Raw genomic sequence first — 23,333 nt, 5'->3', positions numbered from 1 at the left:
CACCTTAAGGCCCCTTGACCTGCGCCACGGCCGCTTCCCAGTTCTCGACATGATAGGCAGTCGAAAGCTTGCCGCCCTTGACCGTGAACATGTCGATCGAGATTGTCCGGAACGAACGACCAGTGGCCGGTGTGCCGAACAGCGGCGCGACTGGCGTGCCTGTCGCTTCTCCGCGCACCACGATGCGGTTTCCCGAAGTCCAGAGATCGACGATGCGCCAGTGGAGATCGGGGATGACCCCGCCGAAGAACTTGAACTGGCCGGCAAGCTCGGTGCGGTTCAGGCAGTCCTGGTTGGTTGAGCAGGACTTGTAATCCGCGTTGGTGGCGCGGGCGAGCAAGGCGACGACGTCCTTCTTCGCCGGTTCGTTAAGCGCTTCATAAAGCGGGGCGACGATGGCGCGGGCCTGCTGCGGCGTAAGCGACGGAGTCGGCTTGGCGCTGGCCGTATTTGCGGTGAGGCAAACGGCGGCAAAGGTCAGGGCAAATGCGGCAGCTGTTCTGCGGGTCATGATGCTGTCCTCAGTCTGAGAGCGGGGTGTGGTGGTGGATCGGTGCAAAGCGGGCGACGATGTCGGGCGCCAGTTGGTTCGCGGCCCCAACCAGATCGATCAGTTCGGCGGGCCTGCTGCCGCGCAGCCCTGCGGTCGTCGGGATCCCTCCGCGAACGAAAGTGTAGAACCCGGTGACGCGATAGGCACCGATCGCGTCGAGGTGGCGCGGCTGCTCACGCAGCATCTTCTGCGCGCCGCTATCGGCAAAGAACTCGGCGGCCACGCGGGCGTTTTCGAATGCGACTTCAGCCACAGCCAGATTCAGGCGGTCATCTTCGATATGGTGGCCCACATCGGGCGACGGCGGCGCCGGATTGGCGTTGTCGTAGGGAATGGGCAGATGCAGCTTCCATTTCTGGACCGCGGGATTGGCGGACAGGCTGGCGCTCGTATCTTCGAGCCACCGATCGGCATCGGTGCCTGGCTTGCGGTTCATGTAGACATGGACCCGGTGGAGCCGGTCGGGACCGTTGCGGATGCCATCCTCCTCGCGGTCGACCATCGTCAGCGAGCCGGTCGGCAGGAAATAGGCAATCGCCTCGCTGAACAGGTTGCGCTCGTCGGCGTAGAGTACGGTGCTGGCCTCGCCAAAACTTTGCTGCCCCTCGCTCGAAGCGAAGCCCAGTTCGGCTGAGCCATCGAGGATAGCAGTGATCCTGCGCAGGCCATCTGCCATGGGCCAGAGGTTGGCGGTGTGGTTCCGATCGAAGTGCTGCTGGACATAGAAATCCAGCCCCGGAAGGCGCGAACACAGCGTGGCATGCACATCGCGCCAGTAGTTGGCAAACAGGTGGTGCGGCAGTCCGTCGCGCCGGCGCACCGAGGCGTAGACATTGCGGCGGACGCGTTCGTCGCGCACGGAATAGTCGATTGTCGACATAACTTGATCCTTGAAGTTGGTGCGATGCTCAGCCGTTTGGCTGCGATGCGATCTGATCGAGCAGGATTTTCGGGTCGAAGTAGGCAACGCGCAGGCGGACGGCTTTGCCGTGTGCGATGTCCCAGTGTTCGGAGATGATGATCGTCTGGTCGGTGCCCTGCACCCCGATCTCGATCAGCGCGACAATATGGCCGCCTTCGCCGGTGAAGCTCAGGTAGTCGAGCCGGGCAAAATCGAGCACCTTGGCAACGCCGGGCAGCAGAGTGACGTAGCCTGCCTTGTCGAACTGTCCGCCCCACGGCAGATAGGCAGGGACAAACAGTTCGAATGCCGCATCGAGCTGATCGGCGAAATCCGTGATGCAGCCGCGCGCTCCGCCATCGTAGAACGACCTCACAATGGCCTTGGCGCGTTCCGTTTCGTCGGTGATGTTCGTCATGGGTAGATCCTTTGCGCATGCGGAATCTCAGCGGATCGCCGCATCGAGAGAGGAGGTCAGGAGGGGAACACGGTTCCGAACATCGGATGGCCGCCTGCCGATTGGGCCTCGCCAACCTCGTCCTGGATGACGTCCCAATGCTCGACCAGAATGCCGTCCTTCAGCCGGCAGATATCGACCACCACCCACGCGGCCGGCTGCTCGATATTGCTGAAACGTCCGTGCAGCAGGACATAGTCGCCTTCGGCCACTGCAAGCTGATGTTCGTAGCGCATCTCGGGCCGTGCGGCGGCGACCCGGGCGAACAGACCTTCACGGCCTGCCGCAACGTGGGCGCTGTGCTGGATGTAATCTGGCGACCAGAAGCGGGCGGCTCCTGCCAGATCCTTGCGATTGAACAGCGTGTCGAAAGCCTCAAGAACAATCGCCTTGTTCTGTTCAGGGGTGAATGAGGGCATGTTGGTTCCTCTTCCGCCGGGGTGTCGCGGCGATCTTTCCGGGTTAGCGGCGGGCAGTCGCGGCCTGCTCGATGACCGCTGCAACGGCCTTGGGCTGCGACATGTAGACCGCATGGCTGCCGACGATCTCGGTCGTGATCGAGCCTGCGCGCTTGTACATGAAGCGCTCGAGGTCCGGATTGATCGCGCGGTCCTGCGTCGCGACGATGGCGTAGCTGGGCTTGGTCTTCCATGCGGGCGCGGTCGCCACCCCGGTGGCAGACTTGAGCGACATCGGCACTTGCGAGCGCGCCATCAGATCGGTGACGTCTGCGGGCAGGTCAGCGGCAAAGTCATCCGCGAACTTGGCCGGGTCGATGAAGAGAAAGCCATCCGGCGAGGGCGCAACGCCGTTGGAGGCGGGCGGCGTTTTCAGGCCAAGCGAACGAGCGCTTTCCCCGACATCGGGCTGGAACGCCGCAACATAGACAAGCACTTTGACCTTCGCATTGTTGCCCGCTCCGGTGATGATCGCGCCGCCATAGCTGTGCCCGACGAGGACGACCGGGCCATCCTGACGGTCGATCATGCGGTTGGTGGCGGCGATATCGTCGTCGAGCGAGGTCTCCGGCGGCTGAACGATCGTGACCGCATATCCGTCAGCCGTCAGAATATCCGAAACCGCCTTCCAGCCCGACCCATCAACGAATGCGCCATGGACCAGCACGATATTCTTGATCGCACCGGCAGGCGCGGCCAAGGCAGGAGTGGCGAGGAACGCAGCGAGCGAGAGCGCGCTGGTCATGAGGCTTGAGAGCTTTGTCATCTTGGTCTCCTGAGGAAGTATTTGAAATTCGACGTTCAGCCGAGCGGCGGGCCGCTGGCGACGAGGTCGTTGAAGGCGGTGACGAAGGCGCCTTCGTCCGGGCCGGGGTTCGCGCGCATGGCCGGTGCGCCGCCCACCAGGATCTCGTCCGCCCCTGCGGCGAACTGGGCCATGGTCTCCTCGATGAAGGGTTCGAGCGGCATCGCCCGCTCCTCCTCCATGCTGTTGAGCAGCTCGGTGCGGACCCAAGGCGGGGCCAATTCCACGACCTGAATGCCGGAGGACCGCAGTGCATAGCGCTGCGAGAGGGTATAGGAGTGCAGCGCCGCCTTGGTCGCCGAATAGATCGCGGTGGGCACCAGCGGCACGAAGCCGAGGATCGAGGTGACATTGACGATGACCGCGTTCTCTTGCGCCTTCAATTGGCCTGCCAGAGCGGCGGACATGCGGATCGGACCGCCGAGATTGGTCGCAATGGTCGAGACCAGCAGCTCTTCATCGAGGCCGCCAGCAATGTCATCAACAAGCATGATGCCGGCGTTGTTGATCAGCACATTCAGCGCCGGGTAGCGCACGGTCAGATCGGCAGTGACGCGGGCGATGCTCGCCGGATCAGTCACATCGAGTTCGACCGCCACAATGCCGGGGTTCGCGTCCGTCGTTTCCTTCAGGCGGTCGAGCCGACGGCCGGAGATGATGACGGTATTGCCCAGCTTGTGGAACTCTTCTGCCAGACGGCGGCCGATGCCGGAGCCTCCGCCAGTGATGAAGATGGTGTTGCCGGTCATGCGCATGGTGACAGTCCTGTCGTTTCGGGGGGCGAGGTGAGGCGTTGGGCAAGTTCGCCGGCAAACGCGGCGACTTGCATGCTGGGAAGGTGGAAGAGGCGGACGCGTGAAATGAGGCTGGCTGCGTCGTGATCGAGGACCGTCACGCCCTCGACCGGCATGCCGCGGAAACTGCCTTCCCATTCGAGAAAGCACTGATTTCTGGCGCGAGTTTCGCGGATGAAGGCAATCCGGCCATACATCGCGCGGGTCGCCTCGAAAAAAGCGCGAATATGGGCAACGCCGAAAATCGCTTCCGGCAAGACCGAGGCGCTGAGCTGCGGGTCATGCGAAAACGCTGATGCGAATGCGGCCAGGTCCGCACTTGTCACGATATCGAGCCAATCCCGGCCCGGCGTTGCGGAATGCTGCGACATCCTATCGCCCTCCGCCTGCTGCGAGAGCCGGATAGTCGGTGTAACCCTGGGCGCTGCCGCCATAGGCGGTTGCGCGATCGAACCTGTTGAGCGGGGCACCGATGCGGATGCGGTGGGGCAAGTCCGGATTTGCAATGAACATCCGGCCAAATGCAACGGCATCGGCAAGGCCCGACGAGACAGCTGCTGCGCCGCTCTCCGCCTGATAGCCGCCCGCGGTAATGACCGGGCCTTCGAACAGATGGCGGAACAGCCGGGCGTTATTGGCGCTGTCGATACTGGCATCATCGGCAATGCCAGCAGACGACGCACGCGGCTCGATCAGATGCAGCCACGCCAATTTGCGGCGGCTCAGCGCCTCGATCACAAAGCCGAAATGGGGCCCGGGCGCGCTGTCGGTCAGGCCGCCAAGGTTGCCATGGGGCGAGAGGCGAACGGCGGTGCGCCCGAGTCCGATATCGCTGGCGATGCCATCGACCACCTCCAGCAGCAGGCGCGCGCGGTTTTCGATCGAGCCGCCATAGGCATCGGTGCGATGATTGCTGCCGTCCTGCAGGAACTGGTCGAGCAAGAAGCCGTTTGCGCCGTGAATCTCGACCGCGTCGAACCCGGCGGTCATCGCATTGCGAGCCGCCTGACGGAATGTTTCGACCAGCTCCGGCAGCTCAGCGCTATCGAGCGCACGCGGCGTCTCGAAGGCGACCTGCGTGAAGTCCGGTGCGTATATGATGCCCGGTGCGGCGATTGCCGAGGGTGCCACCGGCAGGCTGCCATCGGGATTGTAGAGCGAGTGCGACCAGCGCCCGTGATGAACGATCTGCAGCGTGATCCGCCCGCCACGGGCATGGACAGCAGCGGTCACATCGCGCCACCCGGCGATCTGTTCGGCGCTGTAGATGCCCGGCATCTGGGGATAGCCGCGGCCCTGCACGCTGATCGCGGTGGCTTCCGTGATGATCAGTCCGGCTGACGCGCGCTGGCCATAATACGTGGCGCTGATCGGCAGGGGTACGCCATCTGCGGAGGCCCGCATGCGGGTCAACGCAGGCATGATGATCCGGTTCGGCAGCACCATCGCGCCCAGGGTCAGCGGGGCAAACAAAGCGTCGATCAGGTTGTCGATCGGGGCATTTGCAATGTGGGCCATCGTCGTGCTCCTTTCGGCCAGCAGGGGGCATCGCCGCCGGCGACTGCCGGTGGCTGGTGAGGAGTGAGTGGGGGTGGCGGGTCGGCCGAGGGCAGAGCCGACCCGCCGGGACGGGCGGAAGGCCGGGAGGGCTAGCCGACCGCCTGGAGGAGAAGGTCGACCACCTTGCGGGGCTGGGACAGCATCGGGACGTGGCTGCTGTCAGTGTCGACCGTCTTCGCGTCCATCCGTTTGGCCATCATGGCCTGAAGTTCGGGGTGGATGGCATGGTCATTGGTGCCGCGCAGATACCAGCTGGGCTTTACCTTCCACGCCGGCGACGTGATTTCCGCGCCGAGCGCGTGAGGGCCCGATGCGGGGCCTTGCGTGGCGAAAATCAGGGCTTGTTCGGCAGGGGTCAGGTCCTGAGCAAAGGATTCCGCGACACCCTTCATCGTGAGTTTGAGGAAACCCTCCGCGTCGGGAAGCAGGTTGTCCGGCAGGCTGGTGGGCGGGCCGCCGGCTCCGAGCGATCCAGCAGACTCGCCCTCATCCGGGGCGAAGCCGTTGATGTAGACGAGACCCGTAACTTTGGGGTCGTGTCCGCCCTGCGTGATCACCGCGCCGCCATAGGAATGACCGACCAGCAAGACCGGCCCTTCGACCAGCGCGATGGCACGAGCCAATGTTGCCGTATCAGCCTCGAGCGAGGTGAGCGGCAAGGCGATGGCAATCGGTGTGGTCCCCGCTTCAGCCAGAAGCGGAAGCACCTTTTGCCAGGCCGAGGCATTGGCCCAAGCGCCGTGCACCAGCAGTATCGTTGATTCCCGTGCCATTGTGGTCGTTCCCATCATCAAGTCCGACAGCGATCTGACGGACTGTTTCTGCAGCCGTTGTCACGCGATCGAGACTGGCGGGACAGCCCATATCGAGGGATGGAAACCTGCCCATTTGGAGAACCTGTGCCAGTCGCAGCTGCCCCGAAAATTTGGCAAAACGATCACTGTCTGGTCCGGCATCCCTCCATCGAGGGAGTGGCGCATCGCTTCATAGGGGCGCTTACGGATGCACCCCGATTAGCGTAAGGTTGTGACACGCCGCAATTTTCTTCCCGGGGCGAGGAGAACCTGGTGGTTCGGATCACTGCCCACCTACCTTTGCTGGCACTGCTCCTCGCGGTGAGCACTGCACAAGCGTTGCCTCTGAACCGGAACCTGCTTCAGCTGAAGCACACGCGCTGGACGACCGACGATGGGGCTCCGGACAACATCAGAGCGCTAGCGCAATCGGCCGATGGTTACTTGTGGATCGGTTCGGGCGGGGGACTTTATCGCTTCGACGGGATCACGTTCCAGCACGTGCCCACGAGCAGTGTCGAAGAAGCAGTCACTGCCCTCGTCGGGACCCATCGGGGTGATATTTGGGCAGGCCTGCAAAACGGGCACGTCCTGCTGCTGCACCTTGGCCGCCAGTTCGACAGAACACCGGTTTTCGGCAACAAGAGGGTGCGCCAACTCGCCGAGGATCGTTCAGGCGGGATCTGGATGCTCGCTGCCGGGACCGACGTGCAACTGGCGCACTATGTCAATGGCACATGGCGCCCCTTTGGCATCCGCAACGGCATTCCGGCAAATGCATCGATCAAGGCAATGCGGGCCGCGCGAGACGGCGCCTTGTGGATCGTTGCGGATACCGGCGTTCAGGTGCTCCGCGAGGGCGAAAGTCAATTCAGGACCGTATCGCCCGGATCGCCGGGTTTAAGCGACATCGTTGAGGATGGCGAAGGGCGCATCTGGTCAGTCGACCATCTGAAGGGACTGAGAGCTCTGTTCACCCCGCCAGAGGTGGCGGCAAACCCCGCCCGTGACATGGCGTTCACGGATCAGAAGAACGAACTCCGTTGGCTGACATTCGACAGCGACGGAGGATTATGGGGCCTCGCGCATTCCAGCGGCGTCTTCCGCATCCGTCCGCCGGCTTATTCGGCAACTGGCGCGCGCGCCTTCGAAGCGGAAGCGTTCACCCAGAACGAAGGCCTTTCATCAAATTTCGCGCGCGCGATTCTGGAAGACCGTGAGCACAACATCTGGGTCGGCACATCTTTGGGCCTAGACCGCTTCCGGACCGCCAGTGTGGTGCGAGAAACCGCAATCCCGCAGTACTCGCCCTATGGCTACATCGTAATCAGCGACCATCGCGGCGTGGTCTATGTCGCTGACAGCGATACGCTTTATCGGGTATCGCCCGGCGGCGCGCCTGTCGCGGTCCTGCGCCAGATCGACAACCCGCAAACGCTTTGCGAGGACGCGGAAGGCAATATCTGGCTCGCGGCGACCAACGGCCTTTTCCGCATTCACGATGGCATAGCGGCAATCGTGCGAAATCCGCTCGTCAACGCCCACTACTACAAGCAGTGCGCCGCCGACCGCGAGCATGGCGTCTGGTTCCTGACCGGCGATGGCGATTTCAGCAGGTACGACGGGACCAAATGGACAAAGATTCCATTCAATCCAGCCGGTGAGAACAGCAATGTAAGCCTGTTTGATTTCGACGCCCAGGGGCGCCTGCTGGCATTCTACGAGAACACTGGTCTGCTGCAGATCGATGGCGGCAGATCAGTCAACCTATGGCCCGCGAAGCAAATCCCCGGCGAGCGAGTAGGCGCGCTGCAGACCGGCCCGGATGATGTTCTGGTGGGCACAGTTTCAGGCCTCGCGCGCGTTCGCGGCAACCGGGTCGACCAGCTTGGTCCATACGCCTGGACGCATCACGTCACCGGAATCGCCCGAACCCGGGAAGGCGCAACGTGGTTGCAGTCTTCGCAGGGCATTTTCCGGGTCTCGACCAGCAGGCTCGAGGCCGCGTTCGATCACCCGGGCCAGACCATCGATGGCGAATGGTTCGATGCGCAGGATGGCCTTACCGGCGCAAATCAGCTTGAATATGCCGCGAACGGCGCAGCAGTAGGCGGCGACGGCCGCATATGGTTCGCCACGGTGACCGGCATCGTCTGGATTGATCCGGCAGCCTACGCCCGCAATCGCGCGGTGCCACCCATCGATGTTCAGCGGGTGATCGCCGACGGCCATTCCTTTGATAGCCCGGTCTCGATCGAGCTTACCCCCGGCACCAGAAACCTGGAGATCGACTACACGGCGTTGAGCCTGACCATTCCGGAGCGCGTTCGCTTCAAGTACCAGCTGGTTGGGGCCGACGAATACTGGATTGACCCCGGTTCGCGCCGCAGCGCGTTCTACCAGAATCTGGCGCCCGGCGATTACGTTTTCAAAGTCATAGCAGCGAACAATGACGGTGTCTGGAACACAGTGGGAGCGACTGTCCGGCTCAGATTGCCTCCGACATTCCTGCAGTCTTCGGCTTTCAAGGTGATCTGCGCCGCAGCCGTGCTGCTCCTGTTCTGGACCATCTACCGATTGCGCCTGAACCGGATCACCACCCGCTTGCGCGAACAGATGGAAACGCGCCTGATCGAGCGCGAGCGCATCGCCCGCGAACTGCATGACACGCTGCTTCAGGGCGTTCACGGATTGATTTTGCGCTTCCAGGGCATCGCCGACCGCCTGCCGCGCGAACAGGTGCCGGGACGCCTGATGGAAAAAGCGCTCGAGCGGGCTGAAGACCTGCTCGTCGAAGGACGGGAGCGGGTCCACGGGCTTCGTTCGGTTCCCTTGGCGAACGACCTCAGATCCTCGCTGGCCGCTGCCGTGGCACACGCCGAATTGCCAGCCAGCACTACAGTTGGCGTACGCGAAATTGGCACGGTCTCCGCTATCGATGGCGCTGTGCACGAGGAGCTTGTCTGGATCCTGCGCGAGGCACTGTCCAACGTGGCTCAGCACGCCGGGGCGACCGTGGTCGATATCGCCATCACCTACCGCTGGAATCGCCTGATCGTCACTCTGACCGACAATGGCAAAGGGATCGGCTCCGATAAACCGGTGGCGGACACCCGCCGGCACTTCGGAATGATCGGCATGCGCGAGCGGGCGCGGCGCATCTCTGCAAGGCTGAAAATCGGACCGGGGCCGGACAAGACAGGCACCCAGGTAACTGTCACGGTGCCTGCAAGAACAGCCTATTCCTCCGGCCTGTTTCGCCGGGCCAGCGTCTTGCTGGGCTTTTCCAGCAGCGAGCCCACCCTATGACAACCACTACACCCGGCCAGATCAAACTCATGGTGGTCGATGATCATCCCCTGCTGCGCGAAGGCGTGGCTGCCGTACTCGATGCGCAGGAGGATATCGTTCTGGTTGGTGAAGCAAGCAATGGCCACGAGGCTATTGCCGGTTATCGGCGTTGGAGGCCTGATGTCACACTCATGGACTTGCAGATGCCCGAAATGGGCGGGCTCGAGGCCATCACGGCGATCATTGCGGAGTTTCCCGAGGCCCGGATCGTAATCCTCACCACGTATGCCGGTGACGTGCAGGCAATGCGCGCGCTCAAGGCTGGCGCCCTCGGCTATCTTCTCAAGAGCAGCCTGCGCCGCGAACTCATCAGCACAATCCACGACGTGCATCTCGGACGCCGCTACCTCCAACCCGAGATTGCCTCGGCAATCGCGCTCGGGGCGCTCGATGATGCGCTCAGCCCGCGCGAAATTGAAGTGCTGCAGCTTGCGGCCAGCGGCAACTCCAACAAGCGTATCGCGCACGCGTTGAACCTGTCGGAAGAAACTGTGAAAACGCACATGAAGAGCATCTTGTCAAAGCTGCGGGTGATCGATCGGACACACGCAGTCGCCGTAGCCGCGAAACGCGGAATCATTATATTGTAGCCCCGAAAATCAACGGCGGATCGGTTTGGCAAACTCGCAGACTACGCAGCCATACGTGGTGTTGCCGCGACTTTAGCGGTGATCACGACCTCGCCTTTCCGGTCTAGCGCTCGCCAGAGGTCATGCTTGCCAGCTGACGCCGAACATCCGACGCGAACATCATCACCACGCGGCGCATCACCGCGGGCAAGGAGCGGAAACATTGCAAGGAATTCGCTGGTTTCAGATGGCGAGGCTTACCCCTCCCCTAGGCCCGAGCGATCATCCTGATGGTATCCCATCAAGCGGATGCGCTGCGCCGCCCCATCTCATTTTGCCGCTAACTGAGGCCGCTGGATCTGGACTACCCGCCCCGTTTGCGCAGGTTTCCCTTCTGCAATCACGAGGTATTTGCTCCCTCCCGGATCCAGCTCGCGCACGATCTGCCGGATCGGTCCTGTTGCATTGACGATAGCGGCTCCTGCCGGATTGGTCGTGAATGCCGCGAGCGCTTCAATCGCGCCGCCGCCATCCGGCTGCTCCGCAAGACCGAGCAAATAAGCCTGCCCTGGTTCAAGACCGGTCACGGCGGCCTGTACGATCTGGACAAGTCCCTGATCGAACAGGCTGACACTGGTGACAGAACCATCGCGTGCGCCAGCGGGCGCGAGCACGAGATGCCATGAAAGTCCGGCTATACCCAGTGGTTGCAGGCCTTCGCGACCATCGTCCACGAGCACCGCGCCCGGTACATAGACAAGCGCCTGGGGCGCCTGCCCGATCGCCAAGGTGGTCACGACCTTGTTCGTCGCGGTATCGATAACGGCTAGCCCGTCGTCATTTTCGAGCCCGACATATACGCGCGAACCGTCTCCAGATGGCCAGATGCCGTGCGGCAGCTTGCCGACCGGTATTGTCGTGACCTTGGCGAAATCGCTGGTGCGGAACACCTGCACTTCATTTCGGCCGCCGACCGTGACGTAAGCCCGCACTCCATCGGTGGCTGCGACGAAATTGACATGGTTGGTGATCGGCCCTGTATCGAGAACCTTGAGCAGTGCGAAAGGCGGTCTGGCAGCGAAGACGGCAACTTTGCCGGTGTCCTTCAGCGTGAACCACACTTGTTCGCCATCGGGCGAAGCAGCGATATTGGGACAGAACGGGCTGGGCTGGGCAACCCTGCCGACAATCCTGTGCTCCGCCACGGCAATCACGACCGTCTCGGGATTGAACGAGGAACAGACATATCCGTAGCGGCCATCGGGCGAGAAGATCGCCATGCCTGGCCCGCCCGGCACCTTGATCCGGGCCTTCTCCGCCCAGGTCGCGGCATCGATCACGGAGACGTAATCTTCCCCGCGGATCGTCACCCAGACCTCACGGTTGTCCGGCGTGAAGAAGGCTTCGTGCGGTGAGCGCCCAAGATAGGTCGTGTGCTTCACCGTGTTAGTCGCGGTGTCGATGAATGTCAGCGAGTTGGATCCGATCGAGACGACCACCAGAGTGCGATGATCGGGCGAGAAGCCCAGGCCGTGAACCAGCACTTGGCCGCGGTAGAGGGGGCTGAAATTGGCAGGTTGCGGTTCACCGAGCCGGATCACGCCAAGCACGACATTGCTCGCGGGATCCGTCACCGAAACGGTATTGGAGAATTGCTCGGCGGCATAGACCCGGTCATGGTTGCTGATCGGTATCGCGGGCGATGACGATGAGCCGGGAGCCTGACCGGTCGGTTCTGCCGAGGCAGGCGGGGTCGCCGAACTGGCGATCAGCGCCGCAAGAACGGTGTTGCGCAGCATCTCAGTTCCCCCGTTGAGCCTTGGCATCCGGCTGGGTTGGCGCCGGGGCGGAAGGAGGTAGTGGCTGGCCCAGTGCGAGACGCATGGCGGCAATTTCCTGCTGCTGATCAATGATGATCTCCTGCGCGATGCGCTTCAGTTGCGGATTGCGGCCGTAGCGCAGTTCAGCCACTGCCATGTCGATGGCACCCTGATGGTGGGGCACCATTGCCTGCACGAAATCGCGGTCCACATCCCCGCTGCGCGGTGCCATCATGTCCTTGTGCATGCGCTCCATCGCGGCGTCGATATCGTGCCCATAATCGCGCGGAACCGGATCTCCCCATGCTGCGGATTTGCCCAGCACGAGCACGAGAGCGATTAACGCCGCCGCGACGGCAATTGTCTGACCCCGCATGACCTTGCTCCGTTCCGGGTGACCTTCGATGCTGCGCATCAGGCGCTCAGCTTTTGTGCAGCCCGCGCGACAAGCGCGCCCTGATGCCTTGCGCCCTCAAGCTCGATCTCGCTGGGCTGGCGGCTGCCATCGGCTCCCGCAATCGTCGTCGCGCCATAGGGCGAGCCGCCTGTGATTTCGCCAAGCGTCATCTGGCCCTGATGGCTGTAAGGCAGGCCGATCACGACCATCCCGAAATGCAGCAGGTTGGTGATGATCGAGAAAAGCGTCATTTCGTTGCCGCCATGCTGCGAGCCGCTGGACGTGAACGCCGCGCCGACTTTGCCGTTGAGCGCGCCCCTCGCCCACAAGCCGCCGGCCTGATCGAGAAAGCTCGCCATTTGCGAAGCCATCCGGCCAAAGCGTGTCCCGACGCCGATGATGATCGCGTCGTAGTTTTCAAGTTCCTCGATCGTTGCGACAGGTGCCGCCTGATCGAGCTTGAAATGCGCCGCCCTGGCGATTTCCGGTGGGACCAGTTCGGGCACGCGCTTCACATCGACCACCGCGCCCGCTGCGCGTGCTCCCTCTGCCACGGCTTGGGCCATGGTCTCGATATGACCGTATGCCGAGTAGTAGAGGACCAGAATTCTGCTCATGACTCACTCCGTCAATTGAGGATGCCTGCCGGAAACACACTTCGCGATGGTAGGCGCGGGGCGGAAGACTGCGAGCTAGCTGGCGTGAGGCCGGGTGAATTGATGCGAAAACGGTCCCTCCAAACCGGCGGTCACAGCGTGGCCTGAAAATGCACTGTGAATACGAGGCTATCAGGACGGCTGGCATAGGCGCCCGGGTGGATGACGTATTGCAGGCCGGGCCGCAGCAGGAACGAATGATCGAGCTGGATGCCGTAGTTCAGTTCGATCATCTGTTCATTGGTCTGCTCGGCTTGGCCCAGCGCGCGCTGTTGGTCGCGGACCCGCGAGTTCACATCGAGCCGCACCCAGCCAAGGCTGGCAATATCGTCGCCGCGCCCGGGAAGCAGCCCTCGCCAGCTCGCCCCGGCTTCGTAGGTTGTACGAAAGAGGCCAGTCTGCCGATCGTTGACAGTCACCACGCCGAACAGGGAGAGGCCCTGAACGCGTCCTCGTCGGGGCTTCCAGATCTGCTGCGCGGCCTCAACGTACATCCCGTTCCGCCCCCGGACCTGACGTCCCGCTTCGCCGAGCGCGGCAACTTTCGAGGTGTCGTGATAGATGCCCAACTTGTAAGTCCCGGGATAATCGGCGGGGGTCTTGCCGCGCACCAGCCCCACTTCGATCGGCACGATTACGCCCGTGGTGCGCGGGAAGCCCAGATCAAGGCCATGCTCCTGCGTCTTGCGCAGCGGCGTGACATCATAGACCCCCGCCGCCACATACCATCCGGCGCGGTCGCTCCACTTGGCGCGCGCGCCCCATTGCCCTGTGGGCGAATCTACCCAGCCGCTGCCATAGAGCAGACCAAGTGGATGGCCGCAGTGGCCGTTGTTATTGAAATTGCACACATAAGGCAGACCGGCAAAATCGTTGCCCATCGAATAGAAGCCGCCTTTCAGGCTGAGCCGCCGGTCAAGTAGCAGCCGCTCGTAGCTGAGTTCGTCGATCCGAAAATTGTTGCCCTGGCCGTAGTAGGCCTGATTCTGGATATAGGCCCCGGTCCGCTCGGCCTGGAGCGGATGCCCCAGCCGGTCCGAAAACAGGATGCGGACCGTGCCATCGCCGACACCGAGTTTGGACAGATTGATCTGCGCCCCGAAATCAAGGTGCTGGATATAGTCCCAGCCATCGCTGCGGTAGCCCCGGTCATTGACGGCGCTTTCGGCAATGAAATGTCCGGTCAGCGCAATGCCGCGCTCCGCCAGCCAGCGACGCGGCGCCCAATGCGCCAACAGCGGCGTCTGGACGACACTGTCGAGCGGTTGCGGGACTGAGGTTACCGGCGCAGGCGCCGTCCGAATGGTTTCGGCGAGAGCCTGCATCGGCACAGTCTGCGCGGCTGCCGGCGCATTGGTCACCGCGCAGCATGTCGCAAGCAGCGCCCGCCACTTCACCGCTGGGCCTTGCGGCGAAGCCAGAAGGCAATCGCACCCATCGGCACGAGCAGAAGCATCAGCATGAAGGCGTAGAAGAGTGCCAGCAACCGGGAGCGCGGTCCGCCCGCGCGCGCGGTCGCAACTTCGGCTGCGGTCACCACGCCCCCGGTTCCGAACCGGCTGCGGACATAGCTCGCCACGGCGGCGACTTCGTCATCGCTCAGTGCCTGAACATAGGAGGTGCTGCCAAACGCCGGCATGAGCACGTGCGATCCCCCGACGGTGCGATCAACGCCGTTGAGAATGACCGCGATCAGATTGGCCTTGCGGTCCGCACCAGCGCGGGCGGCGGGGTCCAGATCGGGATAGGCCTTGTCCCGCGTCCCGCGGCCGCCCTCGCCGTGACAACTCGCGCAGAGCCCGCTGTAGAGCGCCGCGCCTGGGCCGACCTTGTCGGTTGCACCTCGCAATCCGGCCTCGCCCTGCACCGGCGCTGCAAGGGCCTGTACCGGGCGATCCGGCGCCGCTGCGCGAGCAGGCGGCACCGTCTTGAGATAAACCGCGATCGCCCGCAGATCTTCCAGAGTCATCCGGCTGAGACTGTGTTCGACGACTTCGGCCATCCCGCCAGCCGCCCGCCCCTTGCCCGGTGCAACACCGGTGCCGAGATAGTCGATCAGGTCTGCGCTGCTCCAGTCACCGATACCGCTGCGCGTGTCCGATGTGATATTGGGCGCATACCAGGGCCCAAACGGCGCGCCGCCCAGCGCGCGCGCCTCATCTTCCTGCATCAGCAGGCCGCGAGGGGTATGGCAGGCCGAGCAATGGCCGAGCGCCTGCGTAAGATAAGCGCCCCGGTTCCACACAGCGCCCCGACCGGGTGCCTCGGCAAACCGCTGCTCGTGCAGGAACAGGGCGTTCCACGTAGCCATGGTTGCGCGAACCCCGAACGGGAACGGCAGCTGCGTGGCAGGAACCGCGAGATCGACCGGCTCCACCCCGGCCATGAAGTAGGCGTAGAGCGCGCGGACATCCTCGTCGCTCAGCAGCGCATAGCTGGTGTAGGGCATGGCGGGATAGAGATGCGCGCCGTCGGAGCGTATCCCCCGGCGCAGCGCGGCTGCGAATTGCGCCTGCGAATAGCGGCCGATCCCGAAGCGCGGCGAGGGCGTGATATTGGTCGCCACAATCGGTCCGACGGGCGACTCGATTGCCGGTCCGCCCGAGAATTCGGGGCGACCCGGTGCGGTGTGACAGGCCGTGCAGTCCCCCGCGATGGCCAGATAACGCCCGCGTGCGATCTCCGCCGGCGAGTAATGCCCCGGCGGCGGCGCAGCAGCAGCTCCGCCCACAGCAAACGCCAGCGCGGCAAGCAGAGTCCGCATCAGGCGTGCTCCAGCGCGCGCGCAATGGCGTCGGCGGCCTTGAGGCCAAGCGCTGCCATGCTGAGCGTCGAGTTGACGACGCTGGCCGAGGGCATCGCGCCGCCACCCGGCAGCCACAGATTGGCATGATCGTGGGCGCGGCAATCACCATCGACCACCGAATTGCGCCGGTCAGCGCCCATGATGGTGCTGCCCATCATGTGGTTGTTGGCATTGAGCGTCGTGGTGATCGCGAACTCTTCGGCGTTGAACAACGAACCGATATGCCGCAGCTGCTCGCAGGCCTTGTCGTAGCCCTTGCGCGCATAGCTGCCGACTTCGTAGCGGATATCAGGACAGGGCAAGCCGAGCCCGTCGCGCCGCGTCGGTGAAAGGGTGAGCCGGTTATCCGGATCCGGAAGCGGCTCGAGACTGATGGACAAGTCCAAGCCGAAGGCCGCGCGCCGCCGGATCTCGGCATCCAGCGCATCTCCGACGAGACCAAGTTTCAACGCCTGATCCGTCGCGGCGGCAAGGCGGCTGATGTTGTTGAGGATGATCTTGTTGGCCGAATATGCGGACCGGAACGCGCCGTCGCGAGGTCCAACCATGCAGCTCGATTGGGCCGGCCCGCGCCCGAGCCAGATCGGACGGTCAGCGAGGAACGTGCAGTGGAACCCGGAATGGTCCATCATGTTGCGGCCGACCTGATCGGAGGAATTGGCAATGCCGCGCGGGTTCTGCGCATTGGCCGCGATCAGCAGCAGGCGGGCGTTTTCAAGAGCATTGCATGCCAGCACAAAGGCCTTGCCCTGCGCGCGGTGACTGACATTGTCGCGGTCGTACCAGTGAACGCCGGTGACGCGGTTGTTGCCGTCGGTATCAATCCGATAGACGACCGAATCGGCTAGAAACCGCGCTCCTTTGCGCTCCGCCGCCTCAACCGTGTGGACAGCATTGTACATCGCGCCGATCGGGCAGATCGGCTGGCAATTGTTGTTGCCGCAACAGGCCGGGCGCCCTCGCCACGGCTGCACCATGCGCGCCTGCGGGATCGGTACGAGGCGGTAGCCATGGGGGTTGACCACGCTGGCCACCACCGTGTCGCCGTGCCCCCAGGGGATGCTGTCTGCAAGGTAGGGCCGGCTGCGCTCGGGCGGCGATTGGAGCGCCGGATCGTGCGGCCCGGCCACCCCCATCGCTTCCTCGGCGCGAATGTAAAAGGGTTCCAGATCATCGTAGGAAATCGGCCAGTCGCGGCCGACACCGTAAGTCGAGGCCATCCGGAAATCGACCGGCAGGTGCCGCCAGCATGATGCCGCCCAGTGCCAGGTCGTGCCGCCGACCGCCTTGATATAACCCTGCTTGTAGCTTGCGCCGTCCGGACCGGAAAGCGTGACATAGTCGTTCGGCGGATAATAGAGCGGAGCTGTCGCGTGGGCGGACTGCGGATAGAGACCCTGGAAGTCGTTGCCCAGACGCCGTTCGAACCCGATATTGCGCCAGTTCTCCACGACGGTGGCACGTGCGAGGCGCGGCCCGGCCTCGAGCACGAGGACCGACCAGCCGGCGGCGGCCAACTGCTCGGCAATCAGCGCTCCGACCACGCCCGATCCGACGATGACGACATCTGCCACGGCATCGCCCGGCGTTGGTGCAGCAGGCTCGCTCATGCGGCGCGCCCGGATTTGCCCGCGCCCGGCTCCGCTTCCACCGGCGGCGGCGGCGCGGTCCACCATCCCGGACCGCCCAGCGCATAAGTCGGCGGATAGAGCGCATCTGCAACCGGGCGCTGCATCAGCGCCTCGCGGTAAGCGACCGTGCGGGTGTGGGGCTCCTTGCCCAGACTGCCGGTATACCACGCAGCGACAATCGCCAGCACCGCAGAATCGAGGCCTTTGGCCTGAGCCGCTGCCAGCAGCGCCGCGGGATTATCGCCCTTCAGACGCGCAAGTGCGGCAAACTGGCCATGCACTGCGGGGGCGACGATTTCAAAGGCTTCGGCAAGTCTCGCGGCCGTCAGCGCATCGAGGTCCGCATGGCCGGTCAGGTCTTGCGAGAGCTTCAGGAACAGCGGCGCCGGCGGCGGCTCACTTTCCATTGGAGATCCATGCGGACCGCGCCCGCTGCAGGCGCCCGCGCAAAGCGCAACGGCGATGCCCAGCAGCACGCTTCTGCGGCTCGCAGCCGTCGCCACCTTGGTTTGGAGCAGATCCGGATGCAGGAAGGTCATTGCCAAGCTCCCAATCAGTGGAGATCGGCTGAATCTGCGAGAGTTTTGATGGATCAGCTATTAGAAATGCACGATTTTCAGCATTAAGTCATTCTAACATTTTCATTCATGAACTCACTATTGGCCCACCACAATCTAATCTAAGTAATATCTCAGAATACACCCTGCGAATATTATAAAAACCAGCCTGGTTTTCAACCTAAAGAGCGGCGAGTTGAGGCATTCGCTCATGCGAAAATTGTACCGCATCAGCTCCACTTTGCTGGCATCCCTGCTCGCAGTTCAGGCAGCAATTGCGCGCGATGCATCATCCCCTGCTCTCCCGGCTGCCTTGCCGCGCGAAGACGCAATGTTTCCCTCGCAGCCGGATGACCGCGCCTTGCGATGGTCGCTGATCTATACCGGCGATGCCAATGCCGATGTCAGCGGCGGAGCCCGGACCGGCGCGGCCTACCTGCACCGGATCGGCCTGATCGGTGAGTGGGATCTCGCGCGCGCATTCGGATGGCGCGGCGCCAGGGCCCACGTCAGCGTACATGCAATCGCGGGCACTGGCTTGTCTGCGCAGCGCACCGGGAATGTGCTCACAGTCAGCGGGGTCGAGGCGGAGCCCGCGCTCAGGCTGTTCAACCTCTGGATCGAGCGGAAGCTGGGTGAGAGGGTCACCCTGCGCGCCGGGCAATTCAATGCCGATCAGGACTTCGTGCTCAGCCCGACAGCCGCACATATGGTCAACTCGACCTTCGGCTGGCCGGGCAGCTTTGCCAGCGATTTGCCGAGCGGAGGCCCGGCTTATCCGCTTGCTACGCCCGGCCTCTCGCTGGCGGTCGCCGCGACGCCGCAAACCAGCCTGCGCATGGCAGTCTTCGCCGGAGACCCCGGCGGGCCGGGAAGCGGCGATCCGCAGCGCCGCAATCTGAACGGATTCAACGGGTTTCACTTCAAGGGCCGACCGTTCCTGATCGGCGAGCTGAGACACGCGGCGAAGGAGGCCGATCCGGCATGGTCGCTCGTTCTCGGCGGCTGGGTGCATTTCGATCGGTTCGACGATCTCCGTGTCGACCGAGCCGGAACCTCGCTCGCGGCTCCAGAGGCGTTCGGCGCACCGCGTAGCCACCTCGGCAACCTCGCCATCTACGCCATCGCGGATGCGAGGCTTGCTTCGATTTCCGGTCGGGCGTTGCATGGTTTCCTGCGGGCCACGGCCAGTCCGGCAGACCGCAATCCCATTGATCTCTACGCCGACGCTGGCCTTACCCTGAGCGGGCCATTTCGGCACCGGCAAGATGACACGCTGGCGCTGGGCCTCGCTTTTGCCCGTATCTCGCCCCGCCTGCGTGCCCTCCACCGCGATAGCTGCGCGCGCGCCGGAGCCCGTTGTCGCACTCCGGTCGGTGAAATGGTGATCGAGGCCAGCTACCAGATCAAGCTGCGTGATGACCTCACCTTGCAGCCCGATGTGCAGCTGATCGTTCATCCCTCGGCCGCGCTGCTTGGCGATCCGATGGCATTGCGGGCAGGACCGGGCAACGCGCTGATCATCGGGCTGCGAACATCGTTCAGGCTGTAACTGGCCGCCCGAGATCTTGCTGCCTCAGCGTCCGGCCTGTGCAGGGGTGGGTCCACCGGCGACGAGCCGAAACGTCACGAGCGAGGCAGCCCAAGCGAAGGCAAAGACCGCAATGATCGCCAGTCCGAGATAATCGAAGTTGGCCATCAAAGTGGTCGTGCCAGTGGCAAAAGTGCCGTGCAGGCCAAGCCCATGTACAATCAGCGTGCACAGCTCGACCCCGCCGATGAACAAGGCAACCGCGATCGACATCAGGGTGATCGTCAGGTTGTAGTAGAGCTTGCGCAAGGGGTTTGCCGTCGCCCAGTGATAGGCACCCACCATCATCACCCCGTCGGTCGTATCGAGAAGCGCCATGCCGGCGGCGAACAGGACCGGATATATCAACGCCATGCCCAGCCCTGCGCCGTGGGCCGCCTGGGTCGCCGAGATCCCGAACAGGGCCACCTCGGATGCGGTCTCGAAGCTAAGGCCGAACAGGAATCCGAGCAGCCCCATATGCCAGGGGTGCCTGACGCAGCGGAACAACGGCCGCACCAGCCGCGAAAGCAGTCCGTTGCCGGCGAACAGCACATCGAGTTCGACTTCGGCGATAGCGTGACCCGCGCGTACCCGGCGGATGGTGCGGATGATCGCCAGCAGGATGCAGGTGTTCATCACCGCAACGAGGAGCAGGAATACGCCCGAAACGCTCATGCTCACGATCCCGCCGATCTCCCGGAACGCGGGCATTCGGCCGAGGCTGCCTGCCGCCGACACGACGACGGCGGTGGCGAGCAGGATGACGGTCGAGTGCCCCAGCGCAAACCACAAGCCGATCGAGGCCGGGCGCTGCCCTTCGTGGAGCAGCTTGCGTGTCACATTGTCGATTGCGGCAATGTGATCGGCATCGACTGCATGGCGCAGACCGAGGCCATAAACGACAACGCCGACACCCAGCAGCACCGGCTGCCCAGCGAACACGACAAGCGCCCAGATCCAAGCGCCGAGGTTCAATATCCCCACGAACGCATAGACGGCGATAAGATTTGTCCGGAAGACCGGATCAGCCGGGAGCGCCCGCGCCAGCGACCACATCACGAGCGCCGCGTGCCAGCGGCAACGAGTGCCAGATCGCACAACGTCGTCGCCATCCTGCCCACAACGTCGGGCACATCGCCGATGCCATGGCGCGCCTGTATCCAGGCAGGATCGGCGTAACCAAGCCATGTCTCGCCCTGCTCGCTTTCCCAGACCAGCAACCGCAGCGGAAGATCGATCCCCGCTGTCGGGTTTGCCTGCATCAACCGCGTCCCCACCCTTGGATCACCGATCAGGAGCAGCAGCAGGGGACGCAGCGAAAGGCCGACCGAAGCCGCTGCTGCGGCATGATCAAGCCGCAGGATCGGCAAAATTCCGCGGTCGGCGAGTGCCTTGTCCAGGCGTTTGATCGTCTCCGCATACCCTGCGTCACTGGCCACCGGGACCAGTCCTTCAATGGTCATGCTATGGGCTCCTTCTTGGGGAATAGGCCTGCGATGATCGCCAGCGCGAAGAGCGTGCCCGCGATCTCGGCGGCAATGTAGGGGGGCGCCGACCCGGCTCCGAGCGCGACCGGCCCAGCGGCCACCACTGCGCCCACGACCACCGCCGGATTGGCATAGGAGCCGGTTGGTGTTGCGATGATCGCGGCGACGAGCCAGGCTCCGACTGCAAACGGTCCGGTTTCGGGCCGCCCGCTTCGGGCCGAGCCAAGGACAATCAGCATAAGCCCGGCGCTCGCGACAAACTCGCTTGCCATGCCCGCAGGTCCGAGCCCGCCCGCGCCCGCAGGTGCGGCGTGCCACAGAGCGGCGCCCAGCGCGCCGCCGGCCACTCCGCCCGCCAGCTGACAGGCGATATAGGCGGCCGCGCAAGGCAGGGTTCGCTCACCGGACAGCAGCTGCGCGAAACTGATGAGCGGATTGAAATGCCCACCCGAAAGCGTGCCCAGCGCCACGATCAGCGCCACCAGCGCGCCCGCCACCGCAAGTGCAACGAACAAGGCGGCCGCGCCCGGCTGGCCAGGCAACAGGCGCGTCGCTGCGATCCCGCCTGCGCTGGCCGCGAAGGCCAGCAGCAGCGTCCCGGCACCCTCCGCGGCAGCGCGCCGGGCCAGCGCGATCCCCGGATCGGCCTCGTGGAAGCAGGCGGGCGGCGCGCCCGTCACGCCGCGTGTTCGGCGTCGAAGCGGTCTGCCACTTCAACCATCTTGCGTGCCAGTTCGCTCGGGGCAAAGAAGCCCTTGGCGAACGACAGGTTGGCGAACACAACGATCCAGCGCTCGTAGTAAGAGAGCTCGCCGATCAGGCTTGCGCCCAGCGCCTCGACCCCTTTGCGCTTTTCCTCGGTGTTGATGATCTTGCGCAGATCGAGCACGTCGGCCAGCGCATGGCAGCGCTTTTCCCACGGCAGCAGATCATGATCGACCCGGCTGAATGCGGGTGCGTCCAGACCGCCGATATCGTTCGGCAAACGGGTGACACTTTCTGGACCGATCATCACGCGGCCTCCTGCTCGAGAGTTACGGGAATGACGCCGATCATCGCGTCGCGGGTCACGAGCGCAGCAAGTTCGGCCTCGGACCAGTTCTCGGTGCCCTCCGGCCGCCTTGGCAGCACGAGGAAGCGCACTGTCGCGGTGGAATCGCTGACGCGGACCTCGACGTCATCGGGAATGATCGTGCCGAATTCCGCCAGCACCTTGCGCGGTTCGATCACCGCACGAGCGCGGTACGGCTTCAGCTTGTACCAGTCGGGCGGCAGCCCGAGCACCGGGCGCGGGTAGCATGAGCACAAGGTGCACACGATGAGGTTGTGCACTTCAGGCGTGTTCTCGAGCACGATGAGATCGGTATCGTCGTAGAAGGTGATCCCCAGCTCCTCGCAAGCGCCGCGACCGTTTTCGAGCAGGCGCTGCCGGAACGCGGGGTCGGTCCATGCCCTCGCGACGACCGCGGCCCCCAGCGCGGGGGATCGGCTGTCGAGCACTTCAAGCTGTCGGCGGATCTCGCCCGCCGTGAGCAAGCCCTTCTCGATGAGCAGCTCGCGCAAGGCGGTTTCCATGATCTCGTAATAACCGGGCCTGACGTCAGCGGTAATCGGGGCATGATCGTGATCGTGCTCATGCACTCCTTCGGCGTGATTTGCGGTCATGGCAGGCACTCCAACCAGGTTTCAAAGACTTCGATCAAAAGCTCGTCGCGCGGCGATGCCTCGTAGTCGGGCCAGATCTCGGCCAGTGGCACCGATATCCGGTAGTAGTGCCGCCGGTTGCCCGCGTTGCGGCCATAGCCCTCCTCCTCGTTGTCGATCAGCGAGGGCTCGATGATCTTGACGACACGGCCGCGTTTGCCGCGCAGATAGCGCGGGACGCGGTAGTGGCCGATCGGAACGCGGGTCCCGACGCGGACGCGATCACCGGGTGCGAAAGCCGGAGTCTCGCCGGTTGCGGGCACCACGCGGTCGAACTGTGTCTGGGTCACGTTGGATCTCCTGCATGGCAGTCTCGCCGCCTCGACGGGTTACTTCGGCCAGCCCCGGGGCAGTTGGTTTTGGACCCCGCGCTGTGCGGGACGGACAGCCATTGTTTGCGATGAAGCCGGAAGCTGATCCAGTAAGACGCTGTTAGCCCTCGCAAACTGTTGCAAGCCGG

General features: G+C 63.8%; 25 protein-coding genes. 3 read left to right on the top strand and 22 right to left on the bottom strand.

Annotated features, from left to right (window positions below):
- Positions 1–4: 4 nt before the first annotated feature.
- The 9 genes from ACO056_RS10390 to ACO056_RS10350 all read right to left on the bottom strand — a co-directional run bounded on the left by ACO056_RS10390 (position 5) and on the right by ACO056_RS10350 (position 6,319).
- The gene (locus ACO056_RS10390; RefSeq protein WP_421846391.1) at positions 5–511 is read right to left on the bottom strand and encodes an ester cyclase; all 507 of its coding nucleotides are present in this window, start codon (positions 509–511) and stop codon (positions 5–7) included.
- Between the two features lie 10 nt (positions 512–521).
- Positions 522–1,433 (bottom strand): hypothetical protein, encoded by a 912-nt coding sequence (locus ACO056_RS10385; protein WP_421846389.1) that lies wholly within the window; start codon positions 1,431–1,433, stop codon positions 522–524.
- Positions 1,434–1,461: 28 nt separating this feature from the next.
- Positions 1,462–1,872, bottom strand: coding sequence for a hypothetical protein (locus tag ACO056_RS10380; protein WP_421846387.1), 411 nt, complete (start codon positions 1,870–1,872; stop codon positions 1,462–1,464).
- Between the two features lie 56 nt (positions 1,873–1,928).
- Complete coding sequence (locus ACO056_RS10375; RefSeq protein WP_421846385.1) at positions 1,929–2,330, bottom strand: nuclear transport factor 2 family protein; 402 nt, start codon at positions 2,328–2,330, stop codon at positions 1,929–1,931.
- Between the two features lie 43 nt (positions 2,331–2,373).
- Complete coding sequence (locus tag ACO056_RS10370) at positions 2,374–3,135, bottom strand: alpha/beta hydrolase (protein WP_421846383.1); 762 nt, start codon at positions 3,133–3,135, stop codon at positions 2,374–2,376.
- A 35-nt stretch (positions 3,136–3,170) separates the two neighbouring features.
- Positions 3,171–3,923: an SDR family oxidoreductase gene (locus tag ACO056_RS10365; protein WP_421846381.1), complete on the bottom strand. Its 753-nt coding sequence runs from the start codon at positions 3,921–3,923 to the stop codon at positions 3,171–3,173.
- Positions 3,920–4,339, bottom strand: a complete 420-nt coding sequence (locus ACO056_RS10360; protein ID WP_421846379.1) for a hypothetical protein — start codon at positions 4,337–4,339, stop codon at positions 3,920–3,922. Before ACO056_RS10360 ends, ACO056_RS10365 begins: the two co-directional genes overlap by 4 nt.
- A 1-nt stretch (position 4,340) precedes the next feature.
- Positions 4,341–5,486 (bottom strand): alkene reductase, encoded by a 1,146-nt coding sequence (locus ACO056_RS10355; protein WP_421846377.1) that lies wholly within the window; start codon positions 5,484–5,486, stop codon positions 4,341–4,343.
- Positions 5,487–5,617: 131 nt separating this feature from the next.
- Positions 5,618–6,319 carry an alpha/beta hydrolase gene (locus tag ACO056_RS10350; RefSeq protein WP_421846375.1) on the bottom strand — a complete coding sequence of 234 codons (702 nt, stop codon included), beginning with the start codon at positions 6,317–6,319 and terminating at the stop codon, positions 5,618–5,620.
- 276 nt (positions 6,320–6,595) lie between these two features.
- Here ACO056_RS10350 and ACO056_RS10345 point away from each other — a divergent pair, with 276 nt between their 5' ends.
- The gene (locus ACO056_RS10345; protein WP_421846373.1) at positions 6,596–9,631 is read left to right on the top strand and encodes a sensor histidine kinase; all 3,036 of its coding nucleotides are present in this window, start codon (positions 6,596–6,598) and stop codon (positions 9,629–9,631) included.
- 29 nt (positions 9,632–9,660) lie between these two features.
- Positions 9,661–10,263, top strand: coding sequence for a response regulator (locus ACO056_RS10340; RefSeq protein WP_421846371.1), 603 nt, complete (start codon positions 9,661–9,663; stop codon positions 10,261–10,263).
- Between the two features lie 308 nt (positions 10,264–10,571).
- Here ACO056_RS10340 and ACO056_RS10335 read toward each other — a convergent pair whose 3' ends face one another.
- The 7 genes from ACO056_RS10335 to ACO056_RS10305 form a co-directional block, all read right to left on the bottom strand.
- The gene (locus ACO056_RS10335) at positions 10,572–12,041 is read right to left on the bottom strand and encodes a YncE family protein (protein ID WP_421846369.1); all 1,470 of its coding nucleotides are present in this window, start codon (positions 12,039–12,041) and stop codon (positions 10,572–10,574) included.
- Between the two features lies 1 nt (position 12,042).
- On the bottom strand, positions 12,043–12,477 hold the full coding sequence (gene copM, locus ACO056_RS10330; RefSeq protein ID WP_421846367.1) for a CopM family metallochaperone: 435 nt from the start codon (positions 12,475–12,477) through the stop codon (positions 12,043–12,045).
- Complete coding sequence (wrbA, locus tag ACO056_RS10325; RefSeq protein ID WP_421846365.1) at positions 12,477–13,076, bottom strand: NAD(P)H:quinone oxidoreductase; 600 nt, start codon at positions 13,074–13,076, stop codon at positions 12,477–12,479. Before wrbA ends, copM begins: the two co-directional genes overlap by 1 nt.
- 131 nt (positions 13,077–13,207) lie before the next feature.
- Positions 13,208–14,512 (bottom strand): carbohydrate porin, encoded by a 1,305-nt coding sequence (locus ACO056_RS10320; protein WP_421846363.1) that lies wholly within the window; start codon positions 14,510–14,512, stop codon positions 13,208–13,210.
- A complete protein-coding gene (locus tag ACO056_RS10315) occupies positions 14,509–15,879 on the bottom strand; it encodes a c-type cytochrome (protein WP_421846361.1) in 1,371 nt (456 codons plus the stop codon). Before ACO056_RS10315 ends, ACO056_RS10320 begins: the two co-directional genes overlap by 4 nt.
- Positions 15,879–17,531: a GMC family oxidoreductase gene (locus ACO056_RS10310; RefSeq protein WP_421846359.1), complete on the bottom strand. Its 1,653-nt coding sequence runs from the start codon at positions 17,529–17,531 to the stop codon at positions 15,879–15,881. Before ACO056_RS10310 ends, ACO056_RS10315 begins: the two co-directional genes overlap by 1 nt.
- Positions 17,528–18,091: a sugar dehydrogenase complex small subunit gene (locus tag ACO056_RS10305; protein WP_421846357.1), complete on the bottom strand. Its 564-nt coding sequence runs from the start codon at positions 18,089–18,091 to the stop codon at positions 17,528–17,530. The genes ACO056_RS10310 and ACO056_RS10305 overlap by 4 nt, the downstream gene beginning before the upstream one ends.
- A 229-nt stretch (positions 18,092–18,320) precedes the next feature.
- Between ACO056_RS10305 and ACO056_RS10300 the strand changes: the two genes are divergently transcribed.
- A complete protein-coding gene (locus ACO056_RS10300) occupies positions 18,321–19,661 on the top strand; it encodes a carbohydrate porin (RefSeq protein WP_421846355.1) in 1,341 nt (446 codons plus the stop codon).
- Between the two features lie 24 nt (positions 19,662–19,685).
- Here the strand turns inward: ACO056_RS10300 and ACO056_RS10295 are convergent, their stop codons facing one another.
- From ACO056_RS10295 to ACO056_RS10270, 6 genes are read right to left on the bottom strand one after another with little or no spacing between them, the layout of a single operon-like run.
- Positions 19,686–20,780, bottom strand: a complete 1,095-nt coding sequence (locus ACO056_RS10295) for a HoxN/HupN/NixA family nickel/cobalt transporter (protein ID WP_421846353.1) — start codon at positions 20,778–20,780, stop codon at positions 19,686–19,688.
- Positions 20,738–21,145: a DUF302 domain-containing protein gene (locus ACO056_RS10290; RefSeq protein WP_421846351.1), complete on the bottom strand. Its 408-nt coding sequence runs from the start codon at positions 21,143–21,145 to the stop codon at positions 20,738–20,740. The genes ACO056_RS10295 and ACO056_RS10290 overlap by 43 nt, the downstream gene beginning before the upstream one ends.
- Positions 21,142–21,849, bottom strand: a complete 708-nt coding sequence (locus tag ACO056_RS10285; protein WP_421846349.1) for an aquaporin — start codon at positions 21,847–21,849, stop codon at positions 21,142–21,144. Before ACO056_RS10285 ends, ACO056_RS10290 begins: the two co-directional genes overlap by 4 nt.
- Positions 21,846–22,181 carry a hypothetical protein gene (locus tag ACO056_RS10280; RefSeq protein ID WP_421846347.1) on the bottom strand — a complete coding sequence of 112 codons (336 nt, stop codon included), beginning with the start codon at positions 22,179–22,181 and terminating at the stop codon, positions 21,846–21,848. Before ACO056_RS10280 ends, ACO056_RS10285 begins: the two co-directional genes overlap by 4 nt.
- Positions 22,181–22,834, bottom strand: a complete 654-nt coding sequence (gene nthA, locus ACO056_RS10275; RefSeq protein WP_421846345.1) for a nitrile hydratase subunit alpha — start codon at positions 22,832–22,834, stop codon at positions 22,181–22,183. The genes ACO056_RS10280 and nthA overlap by 1 nt, the downstream gene beginning before the upstream one ends.
- Positions 22,831–23,163, bottom strand: a complete 333-nt coding sequence (locus ACO056_RS10270) for an SH3-like domain-containing protein (protein WP_421846343.1) — start codon at positions 23,161–23,163, stop codon at positions 22,831–22,833. The genes nthA and ACO056_RS10270 overlap by 4 nt, the downstream gene beginning before the upstream one ends.
- Between the last annotated feature and the right edge of the window lie 170 nt (positions 23,164–23,333).

This window comes from Novosphingobium sp. (assembly GCF_965228995.1).
GTDB lineage: Bacteria > Pseudomonadota > Alphaproteobacteria > Sphingomonadales > Sphingomonadaceae > Novosphingobium.
This window is presented reverse-complemented; position numbering and strand designations above follow the sequence as displayed.